The organism is Bradyrhizobium sp. ORS 285 (genome assembly GCF_900176205.1).
Lineage (GTDB): Bacteria > Pseudomonadota > Alphaproteobacteria > Rhizobiales > Xanthobacteraceae > Bradyrhizobium.
The window spans coordinates 1,605,410-1,621,303 of sequence record NZ_LT859959.1 but is presented as its reverse complement, the minus strand read 5'-3'; the positions used below and the strand labels follow the sequence as shown (position 1 = coordinate 1,621,303).

Annotated in this window: 12 protein-coding genes; 6 read left to right on the top strand and 6 right to left on the bottom strand. The window is 63.5% G+C overall.

Annotation, left to right across the window (positions count from 1 at the left end; all coding sequences use genetic code 11):
* Positions 1-80 precede the first annotated feature (80 nt).
* The 4 genes from mcrC to BRAD285_RS07185 all read right to left on the bottom strand — a co-directional run bounded on the left by mcrC (position 81) and on the right by BRAD285_RS07185 (position 5,255).
* Positions 81-1,193, bottom strand: a complete 1,113-nt coding sequence (gene mcrC, locus BRAD285_RS07200; protein ID WP_006613736.1) for a 5-methylcytosine-specific restriction endonuclease system specificity protein McrC — start codon at positions 1,191-1,193, stop codon at positions 81-83.
* Positions 1,194-1,204: 11 nt separating this feature from the next.
* Entirely contained in the window at positions 1,205-3,412 is a 2,208-nt protein-coding gene (locus tag BRAD285_RS07195; RefSeq protein ID WP_006613737.1) for an AAA family ATPase, read from the bottom strand.
* A gap of 906 nt (positions 3,413-4,318) precedes the next feature.
* Entirely contained in the window at positions 4,319-4,933 is a 615-nt protein-coding gene (locus BRAD285_RS07190) for a CAP domain-containing protein (RefSeq protein ID WP_006613738.1), read from the bottom strand.
* A gap of 1 nt (position 4,934) precedes the next feature.
* The gene (locus BRAD285_RS07185; protein WP_006613739.1) at positions 4,935-5,255 is read right to left on the bottom strand and encodes a YqfO family protein; all 321 of its coding nucleotides are present in this window, start codon (positions 5,253-5,255) and stop codon (positions 4,935-4,937) included.
* A 214-nt stretch (positions 5,256-5,469) separates the two neighbouring features.
* On the opposite strand from BRAD285_RS07185, the gene BRAD285_RS07180 reads away from it, so the two are divergent.
* Positions 5,470-6,717 carry a multidrug effflux MFS transporter gene (locus tag BRAD285_RS07180; protein ID WP_006613740.1) on the top strand — a complete coding sequence of 416 codons (1,248 nt, stop codon included), beginning with the start codon at positions 5,470-5,472 and terminating at the stop codon, positions 6,715-6,717.
* A 246-nt stretch (positions 6,718-6,963) separates the two neighbouring features.
* On the opposite strand, the gene BRAD285_RS35285 is transcribed toward BRAD285_RS07180, so the two are convergent.
* A complete protein-coding gene (locus BRAD285_RS35285; protein ID WP_157681674.1) occupies positions 6,964-7,605 on the bottom strand; it encodes a hypothetical protein in 642 nt (213 codons plus the stop codon).
* 73 nt (positions 7,606-7,678) lie between these two features.
* Between BRAD285_RS35285 and BRAD285_RS36675 the strand changes: the two genes are divergently transcribed.
* The 3 genes from BRAD285_RS36675 to BRAD285_RS07150 all read left to right on the top strand — a co-directional run bounded on the left by BRAD285_RS36675 (position 7,679) and on the right by BRAD285_RS07150 (position 9,625).
* Positions 7,679-8,146 (top strand): DUF2892 domain-containing protein, encoded by a 468-nt coding sequence (locus BRAD285_RS36675; protein WP_371507551.1) that lies wholly within the window; start codon positions 7,679-7,681, stop codon positions 8,144-8,146.
* Positions 8,143-8,667, top strand: coding sequence for an RNA polymerase sigma factor (locus tag BRAD285_RS07160; protein ID WP_006613742.1), 525 nt, complete (start codon positions 8,143-8,145; stop codon positions 8,665-8,667). The genes BRAD285_RS36675 and BRAD285_RS07160 overlap by 4 nt, the downstream gene beginning before the upstream one ends.
* 778 nt (positions 8,668-9,445) lie before the next feature.
* Positions 9,446-9,625, top strand: a complete 180-nt coding sequence (locus BRAD285_RS07150; RefSeq protein WP_035647788.1) for a hypothetical protein — start codon at positions 9,446-9,448, stop codon at positions 9,623-9,625.
* Between the two features lie 106 nt (positions 9,626-9,731).
* Here the strand turns inward: BRAD285_RS07150 and BRAD285_RS07145 are convergent, their stop codons facing one another.
* On the bottom strand, positions 9,732-11,525 hold the full coding sequence (locus tag BRAD285_RS07145; RefSeq protein ID WP_006613743.1) for a ShlB/FhaC/HecB family hemolysin secretion/activation protein: 1,794 nt from the start codon (positions 11,523-11,525) through the stop codon (positions 9,732-9,734).
* A gap of 127 nt (positions 11,526-11,652) precedes the next feature.
* Between BRAD285_RS07145 and BRAD285_RS07140 the strand changes: the two genes are divergently transcribed.
* Together BRAD285_RS07140 and BRAD285_RS07135 are read left to right on the top strand one after the other, a co-directional pair.
* A complete protein-coding gene (locus BRAD285_RS07140; RefSeq protein WP_006613744.1) occupies positions 11,653-12,897 on the top strand; it encodes a FecR domain-containing protein in 1,245 nt (414 codons plus the stop codon).
* Positions 12,898-13,047: 150 nt separating this feature from the next.
* A complete protein-coding gene (locus BRAD285_RS07135) occupies positions 13,048-15,813 on the top strand; it encodes an EAL domain-containing protein (protein ID WP_006613745.1) in 2,766 nt (921 codons plus the stop codon).
* Positions 15,814-15,894: the final 81 nt, after the last annotated feature.

The window sequence follows — 15,894 nt, the reverse complement described above, 5'->3', positions numbered from 1 at the left end:
CTTTAACCAGGGTCTGTGCGGTGGTCTGTTCGCAGGAATTCACGGTCCAAAGGGAACGGCGATTCTCGCGAGGAGCGAGATCAAGCCAGTTCCTGCTGTCGTGACGCCCCGACATGCCGATGAGGAATCTCGTAAAGCCGCTTCATGATCTCGGTCGGTTTCAAAGCCAGGTTCACCGTGACAAAGCGGATAATGTGCCCCTGAATATGAAACGCTTCGTCGATCTCCTCATCGACGGACGGATAGAGCAAGATCCCCTCCGTCTTGGCATAGAGCGATCCGCGCTCAGCCTGGGAACGAAGATAGGCATAGATCTGGTAGATGTTCGCGCTCTTGAACTTCTCTGCCGCGGACATTCCCCTCGTGAGAATGTTGGTGAATTTCGTATCAAGAACGATCCGGTGGTGATTTCCCTGGCGAAGGATGATGTCCGGCCTCATGCCCGGCAGGAGCGTCACGTCACCCGACGAGTTCGGCTCGAGCGGCCAGTCCTGGTGTCGTTGCACGCGAACCTTCCAGCCATCCGACGCATGCAGTTCGTGCCGGTAGAAACCGGCGACCGCCCTCTCGAAGATCTTCCGCAGCAAAATCTCGTCTCGCGCGAGCTTCGACAACCTCGTCTCGCCGGACACCTCGCTCGGCAGAACTCCTGCAAAGACGAGCTGGGCCGTGTTCACCAGAAGGCGGTCCTCGGTTTGATGGCCCGCGATCGTATCTCCCGCGATGTCCTGCTTGCTCGGGAGCGAGGCCGCCACGCCAAGCCGTCCGATGTCATCGCTGAGGCGCAGACAGTTGCTTGCAAGGTGTTGATTCCTGACGCGCCCGGCGATCACGATGAGCGCGCACCGGACCAGGCGGTTACGCGGAATGTCGAACGACAACTCCTCAAACCTGCAGGCCAGACGCCCGCGCTCCAAATGGCTGTTCGAGAGCGTCGCGAACCAATCGATGCGACCTCTCACGCGTGGGATCACCGCGCTGATGCGCCGATAGCCACGAGACAGGTTCGATCGCAGCCGGCGTTCCGTCACCTTCGCCAGCAATCGGCCGAGAATGTCGACGAGCTCGAGATCATCATCGGTATCGACGAGGCATTGATCGCGGAAATCGGCCAGCTCCGAGGCATAGACGAGCAGCATCCAGAGATTGCGTATCGGAATGCCTGCTTCGCTGCGCCAAATATCGTCGCTCACGGCAGTCGTTCCTACACGCAGCTTTCCAGCGTCTTGACATGGTCTTCGGCCTTGCGCTTGTCGTCGTACCAATATTCCAGCAGCAACGGCTTGATCTCGGTCCCGATCACGTCGCGAACCCACTCCTTCCATTCGGCCGGAGACGAGTTTGCCAAGGTGTTCGGAGGGGTTAGAAAACTGTGGCCGACATTGAACTGCGACCCGAGATCCTGGGTGATCGCCTGGTTCAACCCGGCCATCGCGAGCCGGACTCTCTCCAGTAGCTCATCCGGAGCCCCCTTCGACTTGCAATAGGACTGCCAGGCGGCGCCGAAGCTCGGCTCCAGCGTCAGGAAGGCGAAGCGGCGGCGCAACGCGAGATCGACCAGCGCGAGCGAGCGATCGGCGAGGTTCATCGTTCCGATGACGTACAGATTCTCCGGCACGTAGACCTGCTCGAACGGGCCCCGCGGGTAAGCCAGCCGCAGACCCTCCTCCTTTTTCCGCTTGTCCCACTCCAGCAAGGTGAGCAACTCGCCGAAAATCTGCGCCGGATTTCCGCGATTGATCTCTTCGATCACCAGCACGTAGGGTCTCTTGGGCTCCCGCTTCGCCTGCTCGATCGCATCGAGGAAAGTGCCGTCGACTAGTTCCAATCCTTTGCTCCCGTCGGGGCGATACCCGCGTACGAAATCCTCGTAGGACAGTGACGGCTGAAACTGCACGGCCATCAATCGCGAGTCGTCTTTTTCTCCAATCAGGGCGTAGCCGAGACGCTTGGCCAGCCAGGTCTTTCCGGTGCCCGGCGGCCCCTGCAAGACCAGGTTCTTCTTGGTTTGCAGGAGCCTGAGCGCTCGTTCGATGCTCGCTTGGTCCAGAAAGCATCCATCGGCGATGATCGTGTTCGCATCATAGGATTTGCGCGATCTGTCTTCGTCAGGGACGACATCCGGAATCTCGACGCTGAGTTCATTCGCCTTGGCATCGATTTTCCATCGCTCTTCAAAATCCGCAGGAAGAGCCGAGACGTAAGTTTGGCCATCATCGGTCAGGTACAGGCGTTGACTGCCGTGGACGATCTCCGATCTGACCAATCCCGTCACCTTGGCCCAGACGATGATATGAGAGCCGGGCATCGTCGTCGTCCAGGTGGGAACAAGCGTTTGCAGCCATCGGGCTGCATCCATCTGTCCGATGCCTTCAGGACGTTTCGAAAGACGCAGCAGGAGTTGTCCCATGCCGAACACCCTGCCGATCAGCGGCGCCCTCAGAACCTCTTCCGGCTCCGTTGCAAAGAGTAGCTCAAGGCCGCGCTGGGTCGGCCGAAAAGCTCCATCGACGAGATGAATGAGCCCAAGGCCTCCCGTTGCCTGGGAGATGACAATGGCCGCGCTTTTGGCGTTGATCTGAGGCGCCTCCGACAGAATGACGTTGATCAGGTCCTCTCGCGTGATGCCGTTCTCGGCTTCGCGGACGACGGCCACGAGCACGCTGACGTTGCCAGTCATGCAGGCCAGGCTGCGGCGCTGCGCGTTGGGCGGCAGCAAGGAAAGGGAGGGAATGTCGCTGGAAGCCGCCTGCTTCGCTTCGACGGTCACAGCGCCTTCGTCCGGCCGATTGACGATCTCGCTCCACAGGAACCAGGCAAAGATCGACTGGTCGACCTCGTCGGCGACATTGGACCCGTCGCCGACGGCATCTCTGATTCGCTGCCGAATGGCGGCATGCTGAGCGATGAAGTCTCCGGCGAGACGGGGCGCGCCGATCAGGCGCTGCGTCGCCCACACCCGCGGCCCATCCATGAGACAGGTCATGTCTCTGGGAAACATTGCAGCCATCAGCCGAACCAGACGAGCCATCGGCCTGCGCTTGGTGTGGACTTGATAGACCTTTCCGAGGATCTCATCATACGCCTCTTGCAGTCTCCGCCCCCGCGTAGAGAGATCGCCCTCCATCGAGGTGTCGCGGATCTGCAGGAGCCTGCTGGACAGCCCGACGTCGGTATAGGCCTGCTCGACGTTGACGGTCCTGCCCGGGCCAATATTGGCGACCGGATTATCGTCCCAGAGTTTGCGCTGAAAGGCCGGATCCAGCCATTGCGCCCGCTCGGCGCGTCTGACCAGTTCGACTTGCGCGACATAGCTCTTTCTCCAATCAACCGCCCATGGCTCGTCACGATAGGCTTGGAATGGCCCGTTGAACGCGTCGTGAATCGCCTTGTCGTTCAGAGTGATCACCATTTTGCAATCATGTCCTCGGATTGGGGGCCAGCAAGCATAGGAGAGTGTGGGGAAGCAGCACGTCTGCGAGACGGCGATGTCTCGCCGGCGGAATTCATCCGGGCCAGCAGCTCACGTGCTGCGGCGCCCTGTCTTCAGACGGTTGTGGCGAGCCTTCTCGCGTTCATGGGATGGCGTCGAGCGCTTGATGGGATGACGCCTCTGCTTCAGCTCCTGCAACCGGGCGAGATCTCTCTCGCGCTCACCAGGAACCGCAGCCCCCGTGATGGCTGGCTGAAGCGACCGATCGGGCTTTCGCGCCCGCGAAAGCCGGTTCAGTTTCTCATGATCAATCTCGGTCATTATTCAGCACACCGAATTGTTTTTCTTTTTGATCAATCAATGAACCGGCCTGACGCCGGAAAAAGACGTGAGCAGTCTCGAGCAATAAGATGGGTCAGAGATAGGTCGCAGGCGAAAAGCAATCACAAGCTCGGTCCATCGAGTATCAGCGCATCCGGCGACATGATGCAAGGGATGTAGTTGGCCGAGCGTATCATCATTTCGAATGATGACGTTCGGGCACCACCGCGTTCGCTGGTTTCATGCACGAGCGAGTTCTTGCGTCTTCGAGAAGCGAGCCGCCTATTGGGAGTTCTCTCAAAGGAACAGCATGACGACGGTCGACACAGGTCGCACAATCATCGCGACGACAGAACTCCTGCAATGCAACAACGATCACTCAGAACCGGAAAGTTCCAGCTTCGTCTCGGTGCGAGCTCGGCCTTCAGCGACCTCGACTTACAAACAGCGACCGAAGAAGCTCTGCTCAGCTACAATGACGATGGAAAGCCCGTCGGCGTCCAACGCATGCGCTCTCGTCGGATTTTCGCCAGGCCTCATCAGACTGCTCCAGAACGGCGCTACTCAGATGCACAGCCCGATCACCTTGATGTTGAGATGGCAGTCCTTCGAGGCGGGAGGCTTGGCGCCCCAGCGCGTCGCGGGCTTGGCGTCGCCCTTATCCGGTTTGGCAGCGGTCTGCGCCACGGCGGCCTTGCCCTTGCTCTTCGGACTGCCCTTGGGCTTGTCGGCGTCGTAGTCGCCGGCGATCACCATCGCCCAATAGGTACGCTTGCCGCTGGCGTTGCGCGCGCTGGCGATGCCGACCTTGGTGGCCTTGGGCAGCAACAGGTTCTTGCGATGGCCGGCGGAGTTGATCCACTGGCCGAGCGTCTTGTCGAAATTGTCGTAGCCATAGGCGATGTTCTCGGCGGCGCGGCCGGCCTTCGACGGCGCGACACGGCGCGTGAAGGGGCCGAGCACCTCGTGGCTGAGATCGTCCTTCTCGGCCATCGCCCGCGCCTGCTCCATGGCGATGCGGTCGAGCACGGCATCGCGCGTGACGCGGCCCTCGCCGTGCTGGAGGCGGAACGCCGAGATCTGCTCGGCCGGCGCGGCGTCCTGCGCCATGGTGGCCTGAGAGGACAGCGCGATGATTGCGGCCGCGAGTGCCGCGCGAACGGATCCAAATGCCCGCATGCTAGTCCACCATTTCGATCGGATAGACGTCGATCGCCGGCTCCTCATAGGGATGCGCGGCGCGGATCGCTTTCAGCACGGGTTTCAGCCGCTCCTCGGCGCAGACAGTCTCGATGCGGTCCTCAGCAACCGCTTCCAACCGGCCGACGGCGCCGATGGTCGGATTTGCGCCGACGAGCGGCCGGAAACGGCCGGTGCCCGTCACGGTAAACGAACAGTAATCATAGTTGCCGATCCGCCCGGCCCCGGCCTCGCCCATCGCGCTGCGCAGGGCATCAGCGTCGGCGGTGGGGACATAGACGACGATCTTGTAGGTCTTCATGCGCGCCGAACCCACGGGGATGATCACACGCGCGTTACCATCACGACCGGACTGGCGCAATTTTCACCGGCTCACACCCGGTCACAATCCCGCCAGCGCGGCCGCGAAACCCCGCTGACCAGCCATTCCGAAACACGTCTTGTGCGCCGCAGCAAGTGAGATACAGATGAGCATCACCCCCGCTGCCCCAGACATATGACGGAAGGCCCGCGCCTTGGCTGATACCAGTGCCGACACCATCGAGATCGTCCGCCACCGGCCGATGGCCTTCACGGAGTTCGTGGTCGTCATCGCCGCGATCATGGCGCTGAATCCGCTGGCCATGGACATGATGCTGCCGGCGCTTCCGGAGATCGGCTCTGCCTTCCACATCGGCTCGGCCAACCGGGTGCAGATGGTGCTGTCGGCCTTCATCATCGGCTTCGGCCTCGGCCAGTTCGCGATCGGTCCCTTGTCCGACAGTTTCGGCCGCCGCCCGGTGCTGCTCGGCGGCATGGTGCTGTACGTCATCGCCAGCCTGCTCGCGATCGCCGCGCCGTCGTTCGAGACACTGCTGCTGGCGCGCGCGCTGGAAGGGCTCGGCACGGCCGCCACGCGCGTGATCGCGACCTCGATCGTGCGCGACTGCTATGCCGGCCGCCGCATGGCGAGCGTGGTGTCGCTGGCGATGATGGTGTTCATCGCCATCCCCGTGATCGCGCCGGCCTTCGGCCAGGCGGTGATGCTGCTGACGCAATGGCGCGGCATCTTCGTCGTGCTGACCGTCTACGGCATCATCGCGCTGTTGTGGACGATGGCCCGCCTGCCCGAGACGCTGCCGGAGAATGAGCGCAAGCCGTTCTCCGTCGCGTCGATCAGCGCTGCGTTCCGCGCCACGCTGACCAACCGGCAGACGCTCGGCTACGCGCTGGCCGCCAGCGGCATCTTCGGCGCCGTGCTCGGCTACGTGCTGTCATCGCAGCAGCTGTTCACCGGCTTCTACGGGCTCGGCCACTATTTCCCGCTGGCCTTCGCCGCCATCGCGGTGACCATCGCGGTCGCCGGCTTCCTCAATGCCCGCTTGGTCGGCCGGCTCGGCATGCGCATGATCTCGCACGGCGCGCTGGTCGGCAGCGTCGTCATCGCGCTGGTCTGCTTCAGCGCCGCCATGCTCGGCATGTTGCCGCTGTGGCTGTTCATGACCTTGTCGGCCGGGATGATGTTCTCGTTCGGCCTGATGTTCGCGAACTTTACCGCGCTCGCAATGGAGCCGCAGCGCGCCAATGCCGGCACGGCCTCCTCGCTGTACGGCTCGATCACCACCCTGCTCGGCATGGCCGCGGGCGCCGTCGTGGGCCAAGCCTTCGACGGCACGCCGCTGCCCTTCGCCACCGGCTTCCTCGCCTGCACCGCGACCGCGCTCGCCATCGTGCTGATCACGGAGAAGGGCCGGCTGTTCCACGGCTCGGGCAAGCCGGTCTAGGTCTCGTTCACGAGATCGGCCCGAGCACCGGGCGAGGTCTCGTTTATCTCAAGCGGCGAAGAGGCCGGTGCGCGGCGCCGTGCGAGGGTCTCGCCGCATCTGCTGTCAACCGCAGGACGACTAGCGAACACAATGCCGGGCACCGTGGATGTCCGCATTCGGGCTTCAACCGGAAGCAGGTCATCGGACTGCCGGAAGGCAGCTTTTGACCCCGAGCGGACACCGATCTCATCGATGCGGATTTGTTCAAGTTGAATAGCCGATCTGAGCGATATCCTCACCGAGTGAAGCTGGATCGATTGTTGGATTGATAGCAGCAACGATTTCATCCGTCAGCACACGATGCTCGTACACCGCGATCACGGCTTGTGAAGGCACGTCTCTTTCGTAGTATTCAGACGCCCATCGCCGGTACGTTTCAGGCGAACGATCAAGTATTGAAAGCAGACGCGCCGAGCCATCGCTGTCTCCGGATGATGCTAGCTCAGTTGCTGCACTGGACCAAGCAGGCGACTCAAGAAGGCGCCACATGCAAAATGTGACAAACTCCGGCGAAAACGCAGGCTCACTGCAACAAGATGCGAACTGGCCAGGCAGATCGCGATAGAACTGCTGACCTGGTAATCTTAGGGACGCTACGACCGACCCGTGATCAAAGCCTTTGATGAATGCACCATGAGAATTGAACAATACGAAAAATTCGTCGCCTTGGCCATTCCGCATTGAGCCCATCATTTCTCCCGCGGCCCAATTGGCGTTGAAAGAGTAGTAACGGTACTCCCAGTCAGGGCAGATGATTGCATCAAGCATCGCGACTGATTGAAGCAGCCGCTTCAATGAGACGATGTCAGGCAGATGATGCACGTCTCTTGTAGATGGTCCTGGCATGTCTTGCCTCTAGCAAAGGGGCCGACTTGAGCTATAGCGAATTGAGAAAGCCACAGGTGCGGCCGAGTTGGCAATGTCTCCTTGTGGCCCATACCGGACCTCTGATCGCCCCCCGGCAAGGTCCGCTTCCGAGGCTCAACCGGAAGCAAGCCATCGGCTACCAGAAGGCAGCTATAGACACGGAGCAGACCTTTTCACGCCGCCCGCCGACCGCCAGCTTCTGGACCAGCCTGACTCAGATTTTTTTCCGGAGCCGCGAACCGTTTCTCGGCTTTCAAGCCTCTATGTCTCCGGAGCGTCAGAAACGACGCGACTAAGGCAGGAGGTGACGATGCTTTACAGGAAGAACGTGGCTGGATGGGAAAGTTGGGTCCGGCTCTTAGCCGGGGCAATAATGATCGCTTGTGGGCTGCTCGGACTTAAAGGTATGCCCGTCGCATACCTGATCGCCGGTGTCGGAGTCATGACCGCGCTGACGGGCGTTTTTGGATACTGCCCGGCTTGCGCCCTCGCGGGCCGAAAGCTGCGCGCTGAACCATGAGCACTCGTCTCTTATCGCCGGGCACGATGGAGGCGGCAATCGGCGGGGACGCCGACGCCATCCTGACGCTGCTCAAAATATCGCAGCCCGACATACGCCGGTACGCGCGAAGAACCTGCCGCACGACAAGCGATGTGGAAGACGCGGTTCAGGAAACGTTATGGATCGTGTACCGGCGCATTGGTCGTCTCCAACGAGCCGGAGCCTTTTCCATCTGGCTCTTTCAGATCGTTCATCGAACCTGCTTGAGATTGGCAAAGCAGCATATCGGCATTCCCGATGACGTCTCTTCCTTGGAAAACGACCTGCAACTTGCGAAGAAACCAGAATCGGAACTTCGCATCGATATAGCTGCCGCGATCCAATCGCTGCCGAGCCACTACCGGCAGGTGCTCATCTTGCGGGATGTGGACGAAATGACGATTGGCGAAATCGCGCAATCGCTGGAGCTGACCCGGGAAACCGTGAAGGCCCGACTGCATCGCGGCCGAGCGCTCGTGCGCGAATATATGATGCGCTGAGGATTAAAAATGTTCGCCAGCAGTTCGTTCACCGAGCACCTCATCCGAGGTCTTGTCGGAATTGTCTCCCTCTCAACGGCGGTGTGGGTCGGGACAGGCGCAGGTTGGCCTGCAGTCCTAGGCTCCGTCGCTCTGGGGCTCGTATCATTGATCGCCTTTCGAGGATGCCCGGTCTGCTGGTCGATAGGCCTGTTCTCGATGGCGCGGAGGTTGTTGACCTCCCTGTAATCGGGTTCTCATTCGGCACATCTCGGACCTTCCGCTCGGCACTCGCGATGTGTGCTTTCGGGGTGCAGCCGATTGTCGGCAATTGTGGGAGGCAAACCCGCTTTTGGCCCCTGGCAGAAATATTCACTTTCCATCTGGCAAACCCGTGCGATCCCACCAGATCGCACTGGCGATCTCTTCAGCGCTGCCGCTCGCGTCTGGATGGCCGATACAACGGAGCCCGCCTCATCCTGAGGCTCCCATCGGGCCGCAGCTGGAATGAGATCGTATCGCTGTATGTCAATGAGCCGACCAGGGCGCCCTGCGCCACTTCGTTGCACTGCTGCTTGCTGATTGGCGAGGACATACAAGTGTGGGCGACGGTAGGAAAATAGACAACGACAATACAATCCGAAACCCAATCCGAGACCATTTGCAGCCTCTGATTTAACCCGCCTCTCGGGAACCCGAAGTAAAAATGCCGGGCCGCCCGGAAGGTCGCTGTTGACCAACGGAACGGAATCCTGGTTCCGGCGTATGGATATCGAGTGGTATTTGGGGACCAGGCAACATGGTTGGGAAGAAGTATTTGGCGGACCAGGCCACCACCCTTTTCAAGTTCGCGAAGGCGACGACCGACCCGGACGTTGCCCTTGCCCTGCTCGACAAGGCGGCCGACTTGACGGCCAAAAGGGAGCAGGCGCCCGACACCAGCCTCCAGGCACCTGACGTAGAGAAGTCGGACGGCTGACCTCGAGAGAGGCCGCTCAGCGGCCGCTTTCGGAGCCCTGATCCAGGTGAATGGCCACCAGCTGTTGGAGGAAGCGGACATTGCTGCCGCAGCCCCCCACAAATTATCAGATGCAAGGCCCCTGCCCGCGCTGCGGGCACAGCTTGAGCACGCTCGACAGCGACAGCAGGAAGCGCGCGCTGCGCGGCGTGTTGTCGGGGGCGCGGTAGCCGAGCGGGACGGCGACGCCGAGATCGGCGCGCCAATCGTTGGGGAAGGTGAAGCGCACGCCGCCGCCTGCCGAGGTCAGCGCCACGCCGTCCGAGGGACGGAAGCCGTCATTCCAGGCCAGCCCAGCATCGAAGAAGCTGTAGAGCTGATAGCTCTTCAGATAGGTCCAGTCCGGCTTCTGCTCGAAGCGGACCTCGAACGTGCCGGCAACGGCATTGTCGCCGCTGAGCTCGGCGCTACCATAGCCGCGGCCGTAGGACAGGCCGCCGAGATAGAATTGCTGCGAATTGTACAACGGGCCCGATGCGAGCTGGCCGGCAGCGGCGATCTTCAGCGACCACGCATCGGACAGTGTCTGGTAGCGCGTGAACCAGCCGTTGACCACCGCGAAGCTCGGCGACGCGTCGGGGCGCGAGGCCATGACATCGCCGGCCGGTGTCGCCCCGAAGGCATTGAGCCCCTGCCGGTACGCCAGGGTCAGATAGCTGTCGCCGCCGAGCTCATCCTTCCAGCGATAATCCCCGGTGAAGGTCAGCGTCCGGATGCGGTCGCGATACCAGATGCCGAACACGTCGCGCTCGGTGACATCGCTGAAGGCCGCGGCGACCGTCAGGTTCAACGAGGCGGACTGTGACTGGATCGGCGCGAAGCCGCCGCGCAGCTCGACCGTCTCGGTGACGGTGTTGTCGTTGAAGCGCCGCCTGATGTCGCCCGGCCGCACCTCGCTGTACAGCGCCGACGCGCCGACATGGACGCCGTCGGTGCCGACCGGCACGTCGTAGGACAAGCGTCCGAACACGAGCTGGCGCGGATCGCCGGGGGTGGTCGACAGGTTGGCGGTAAGCGTGTCGCCCGGCAACAGATAGGAGTTGAACGCCGCCGTGGCGTAGCTCTGCCAGGGACCGACGGTCGACGAGCCAAGATTGTCTAAGCCCGTAGAGCCGTAGACGTGCCAGGTCTTGAGTTCGAGCACGAGGCGGAAGCGGCCGGTGGAGCCACCGATCTCCTCCAGCGCGGAATCAACCAGGCGCACGCCGCCGCGGCTGTTGATCAGCAGCAGCTGGCGCTCCAGCGTCGCGAGGCGCGACGGCTGCTCGGCGAGCACCGGGCCGAGCATCGGCCGGATGCCGAATTCTTCCGCGCCCTCGCCCTTCAGCGTCACCTCGGTGATGCTGCCTTCGATGACCTGGATCCGCACCCGGCCGTTGCTGATGTCCTGCGGCGGAATGATCGCCCGGCTGAGATGGAACCCGGCGGCGCGGTACTGATCGCTGATTGCTGATGCGATCGCGGCGAGGTCGGCCTGCGAGACCGGCTTGCCGATGTAAGGCTGATAGGTCGCGGCGAGTTGGTCGGCTGAGAGGGCCGAGGTTCCCGTCAGGATGACGCCGCGCATGGTGAACAGAGGCTTATGATCGCCCCCGCCCTGCGTGCTGAACTGAGGCGCGCGCGGGCGCGGCGGCGCCGGCTGCGGCGAACGCGACTGCTCGTCGAAGTACTTCTCGGTCTGACGCGGATCGAAGCTCGGCTGGCCGACCTGCTGCGCATGGACGCCGCTCGTGAACAGGGCTGCGAGCAGCGAAACCCCAGCCGCCGCGGCCCCTCCGGGCAGCCGCAAGCCGCACGGCGCGATCGCCTCGGCGCGCCGCTCCGCAGACCTCCCAACGCTTCTGACACCACGGCGACCCATGGTTCGTTCTTAATTTGTTAAGGTCAATGAAGCGTAAACGCGTGAAGGAAACACCGGTGCAACTCCTAAGGGTCTCTTGAAACATTTGGATTAGTTTCAAAGGCTGCCAACGACGCGAGTTCGTGCCATGTCATCCAAGCGCCTCCTGAGATCGGGACTGATCGCCGCGTGCCTTTTCGGCGCGACGCCGGTTGCTTTCGCCGCCGACGGCGAGCCGTGGCTGGTGAGCAAATCATCCGGAGAGGTCTGGGTCGCCACGCAGGGGGCGGCGCAGGTTTCGCTCGGCCGCGACGACGCCCTCAAGCCGGGCGACACCATCCGCACCGGTCCGAACGGACGCGTGCGCCTGACGCGCGGCGCCGAGACCATGATGATCGCGCCGAACTCCGAGGTCGGCCTCCCCGCCGCCGCCAAGGACGGCATGGCGACCACGATCCTGCAGCGCGCGGGCTCGATCCTGCTCGATGTCGAGAAGCGCAACGTGCAGCATTTCGAGGTCGAGACGCCCTATCTCGCCGCCGTCGTGAAGGGCACCCAGTTCAGCGTCACGATCTCAGGCCGCACCGCCAAGGTCGAGGTCAGCCGTGGCCAGGTGCAGGTCTCGGATTTCAAGAGCGGACAGATCGCCCAGGTGCTGCCCGGCCAGGCCGCCACCACCTTTGCCAGCGGCCGGTCCGGCCTCAACCTGTCCGGCAGCGGCACGTTCATGCCGATCGAACAGGGCCGTCCGCGCACGCCGACGCTCGATCGGGTTCCGGTGCCGCGCGACGGCCTGCATGCGCCCCGCGAGGCGAAGGGCAGCGTGATCCACGCGCTCAACACCAATGTCTCTCCGATCCGCTCCGGCGCATCGGCGCTGCCGTCGCAGCGTTCCGCAACGACGTCGGTTGCCGCGCGGCCGAATGTGGTGCGGATCTCGAGCTCGATCGGCGAGGTCAATCTCAACATCCACAAGGCAACGCGCGGCCTCGCGCACGGCGCAAATACAACGGCCAACGGCGCAGGACGAAGCACCTCCTGGACCGATGCGAGAGGCAATAGCGGCAATTCCACCGGCAATGCGGCGATCGGAAGCGGCGCCACCGGCGACTCCTCGATTGCCGCCGCCGTCGCCGCCGCGATCGGCTCACCGAGCGGATCAGCGAGCGGCGCCAATGCGAACGGCATCGCTGCGTCCAGCCTTGCCGGCGGCAACGGCAATGGCGGCAACAGCGGCAACAGCGGCAACGCCGGTAACAATGGGAATGCCGGTAACAACGGGAACGGCAATGCCGGCAACAGCGGCAATGGTGGCACTAACGGCCGGGGAAACAGCGGCAATGGCGATGACCATGGCGGCCGCGACCACGCCTCCGGCCACGGCAGGAACTGAGGCGATGCGTCCCAGGCCACGGGACGCGATCGTCACGATGCGAGCGAAGCTGGTGCGGCGGATCATCGCCGCGGAGTTGGGGACACGGGAATGAATCCGGGATCGCGGACACGGGACGAAAAGCCCGTCCGCGAACAGGCGGGAGGGGGCATGTTCAGGCGGTTCATGCCGCATATTCTGGTCGTCGTTGCGCTGCTCACGGTCGGCCTGTCCGGCTGCTACGAGCTGCTCGGCGACGCGCTCGTCGATCTGCGCTTTCGGCTGAACAAGCATCCCGCGAGCGGCGAGATCGCGATCGTGACGATCGACCCCGGCTCGATCGAGGCGCTCGGCGTCTGGCCGTGGCCACGCTCCACCCATGCACGTCTGCTCGACCAGCTGCAGCGCGCCGGCGTTCGCGATGTCGCCTTCGATGTCGACTTCAGCTCGCCCTCGGACGCGGCGGGCGACCGGGCCTTCCAGGACGCCCTGCAGCATGCAAAGGGCGCGGTCGTGCTGCCCGCCTTCAGGCAGCTCAATGCGACGCAGCAGGGCACGGCCATTCACATCAACCGGCCATTGCCGCAGTTCGAGCAGCTGGCGTGGTCCGCACTCGTGAACGTGGAGGTGGCCCGCGACGGCCGGGTCAGGAGCTACGCGTTCGGCGAATACTGCGAATACGGTCACGACAGGACATTCGTGCAATCCTTCGGAGCATTCCTGGCCGGGAGCAACGCGGTCAAGGACAGCTCATTCCTGATCGACTACGGCATCGATCCGTCTTCACTGCCGAAAGTCTCGTATGTCGATGTCCTGCGCGGCAACGCAGATGCGCTGGCCGCGATCAAGGGCAAGCGCGTGATCGTCGGCGCGACCGCGATCGAGCTCGGCGATTACTACAGCGTGCCGAACGGACGCGTCCTTCCCGGCGTCGTGCTGCAGGCCCTGGCGGCGGAATCGATCCTTCAGCATCGCACTCTGCTCAAGACCACGACGGTCGCGACCGTCGCCGCCCTGCTGCTGATCGTGGCGGTCATGCTGGCAAGCTGGCGGCGGCTGTCCGCGGCAAGGCGCGGCCTGCTGATCGTGCTGATCGGCGTCGGCATCGAGGCGATCGCGCTGGTGCTGCACGACCGCTACGCGCTGGTGCTCGACACGTCGTTGCTGCAGATCGCGCTGGTCGCCTATCTCACCGCCACCGCGCTCGACGAGATCGACTTCCGCGGCCTGCTGCGGCATGTCGCCGAAAGCCGCTTCGAGCGGATTGCGATGTCGATCGGCGACGGCCTGGTCTGCACCGACCAGCACCAGCGGATCACGGTGTGGAATCCCGGCGCGGTCGCGATCTTCGGCTACGGCGCCGACGAGATCATCGGCCAGCCTTTCGCGCGACTGCGCGCCGAGGGCGACGGCGCGGCCCGTGATCTCTTCCCGCAGGAAGAGGCGGCGCTGCCGGCCACGCTGCTGCCCGGCGGAGCCAGCGTCGAATTCGACGGCCGCCGCAAGGACGGCGAGGTGTTTCCGGTCGAAGCGAGCGTCTCGGCCTGGCAGGGCGCCGACGGCCTGCAATATGGCGTGATCCTGCGCGACATCTCGCTGCGCAAGCGCGAGGCGGAACGTATTCGTTATCTCGCAGAGCACGACACGCTGACCGCGCTGATCAACCGCAACACGCTGCAGACCGAACTCGCGGCCATGATCGAGACGGCGGATGGCGCCGCTGATCAGGTGGTGCTGCTGGTGATCGGCCTCGATGCCTTCCAGCACATCAACGACATGCTGGGCCACAGTTTCGGCGACAGCGTGTTGCGTGCGGCGGCCGAGCGGCTCCGCGCCGAGATCGGCAGGATGGGCCGCGTCGCCCGTCTCAGCGGCGACGAATTTGCCGTCGCGATTCCCTGCTCCGCCATCGGCGGCACCGTGGCCGAGCTCGCAGAGCATCTCGCGCGCCTGTTCGATGCGCCGCTGGACGCCGCGGGCCGCCAGCAGCGCGTCAAGGTCAGCCTTGGCGTTGCGGTTCACCCCGAGGGCGGCCAGACGGCGGACGAGCTGCTCAGCAACGCCCATCTTGCGCTGTGCCGCGCCAAGACCGACGTGCGCGGCAGTCACGTGATCTTCGAGAGCGCGATCCGCCAGCAGCTCGAGCAGCGGCTGACGCTCGAGGCCGAGCTTGCGCTCGCGGTCGAGCGGCGCGAGTTCGAGCTGTTCTACCAGCCCCAGGTGGATCTGCTGAGCGGGCGCGTGATCGGCGCCGAGGCATTGATCCGCTGGCGGCATCCGACCCGCGGCCTCGTACCTCCAGGCGACTTCATCCCGGTCGTCAATACTTCGCCGCTGTCGGAAGCCGTTGCGACCTGGGTGATGGCGACGGCGTGCCGGCAGGCACGGGAGTGGCAGCTCGCCGGCCAGGAGATCCGCGTCGGCGTCAACCTGTCGCCGTCACAGTTTCAGTCGGGCGACCTCGCCGCCTTCGTCAGCAAGCTGCTCACCGTGACCGGGCTGTCGCCCGGCCTGCTCGAGCTCGAAGTCACCGAGGACATCCTGCTGCATGACGAGCCCGGCGTGCTGCAGACCTTCAACCGCCTGCAGGCCCTCGGCGTCAGCCTGGTGTTCGACGATTTCGGTACCGGCTATGCGAGCCTCAGCTATCTCAAGAAGTTCCCGCTCGACGGCCTCAAGATTGATCGCTCCTTCGTCCGCGACGTGCTGACCCAGACCGACGACGCCGCGATCGTCGGCTCGACGGTCAGCCTCAGCAAGCAGCTCGGGCTGTCCGTCATCGCCGAGGGCATCGAGAACCAGGCCACCGCCGACTTCCTGCTCCGGCTCGGCTGCGAGCAGGGCCAGGGCTATCATTTCGGCAAGCCGATGCCGGCCGCGGAATTCGAGCAGCGCTTCCTGCAGGTGAACGACACGCGACGGGCGGGCGCAGCGTGAGGCGAGATAGCCGGATCGGCGCGTGCGGACTGGCCGTCAATCCTCCCTCTCGTTCAATGATGAGGGCAAGCGAGCACCCAG

What these genes read in the sequence shown, in the direction of transcription:
- BRAD285_RS07195 (WP_006613737.1), bottom strand. Translation starts at nt 3,412, where the DNA reads ATGGTGATCACTCTGAACGACAAGGCGATTCACGACGCGTTCAACGGG.
- BRAD285_RS07185 (WP_006613739.1), bottom strand. Translation starts at nt 5,255, where the DNA reads ATGAAGACCTACAAGATCGTCGTCTATGTCCCCACCGCCGACGCTGAT.
- BRAD285_RS35285 (WP_157681674.1), bottom strand. Translation starts at nt 7,605, where the DNA reads ATGCCAGGACCATCTACAAGAGACGTGCATCATCTGCCTGACATCGTC.
- BRAD285_RS07140 (WP_006613744.1), top strand. Translation starts at nt 11,653, where the DNA reads ATGTCATCCAAGCGCCTCCTGAGATCGGGACTGATCGCCGCGTGCCTT.
- BRAD285_RS36675 (WP_371507551.1), top strand. Translation starts at nt 7,679, where the DNA reads ATGTCTCCTTGTGGCCCATACCGGACCTCTGATCGCCCCCCGGCAAGG.
- BRAD285_RS07190 (WP_006613738.1), bottom strand. Translation starts at nt 4,933, where the DNA reads ATGCGGGCATTTGGATCCGTTCGCGCGGCACTCGCGGCCGCAATCATC.
- BRAD285_RS07160 (WP_006613742.1), top strand. Translation starts at nt 8,143, where the DNA reads ATGAGCACTCGTCTCTTATCGCCGGGCACGATGGAGGCGGCAATCGGC.
- BRAD285_RS07150 (WP_035647788.1), top strand. Translation starts at nt 9,446, where the DNA reads ATGGTTGGGAAGAAGTATTTGGCGGACCAGGCCACCACCCTTTTCAAG.
- BRAD285_RS07145 (WP_006613743.1), bottom strand. Translation starts at nt 11,525, where the DNA reads ATGGGTCGCCGTGGTGTCAGAAGCGTTGGGAGGTCTGCGGAGCGGCGC.
- BRAD285_RS07135 (WP_006613745.1), top strand. Translation starts at nt 13,048, where the DNA reads ATGTTCAGGCGGTTCATGCCGCATATTCTGGTCGTCGTTGCGCTGCTC.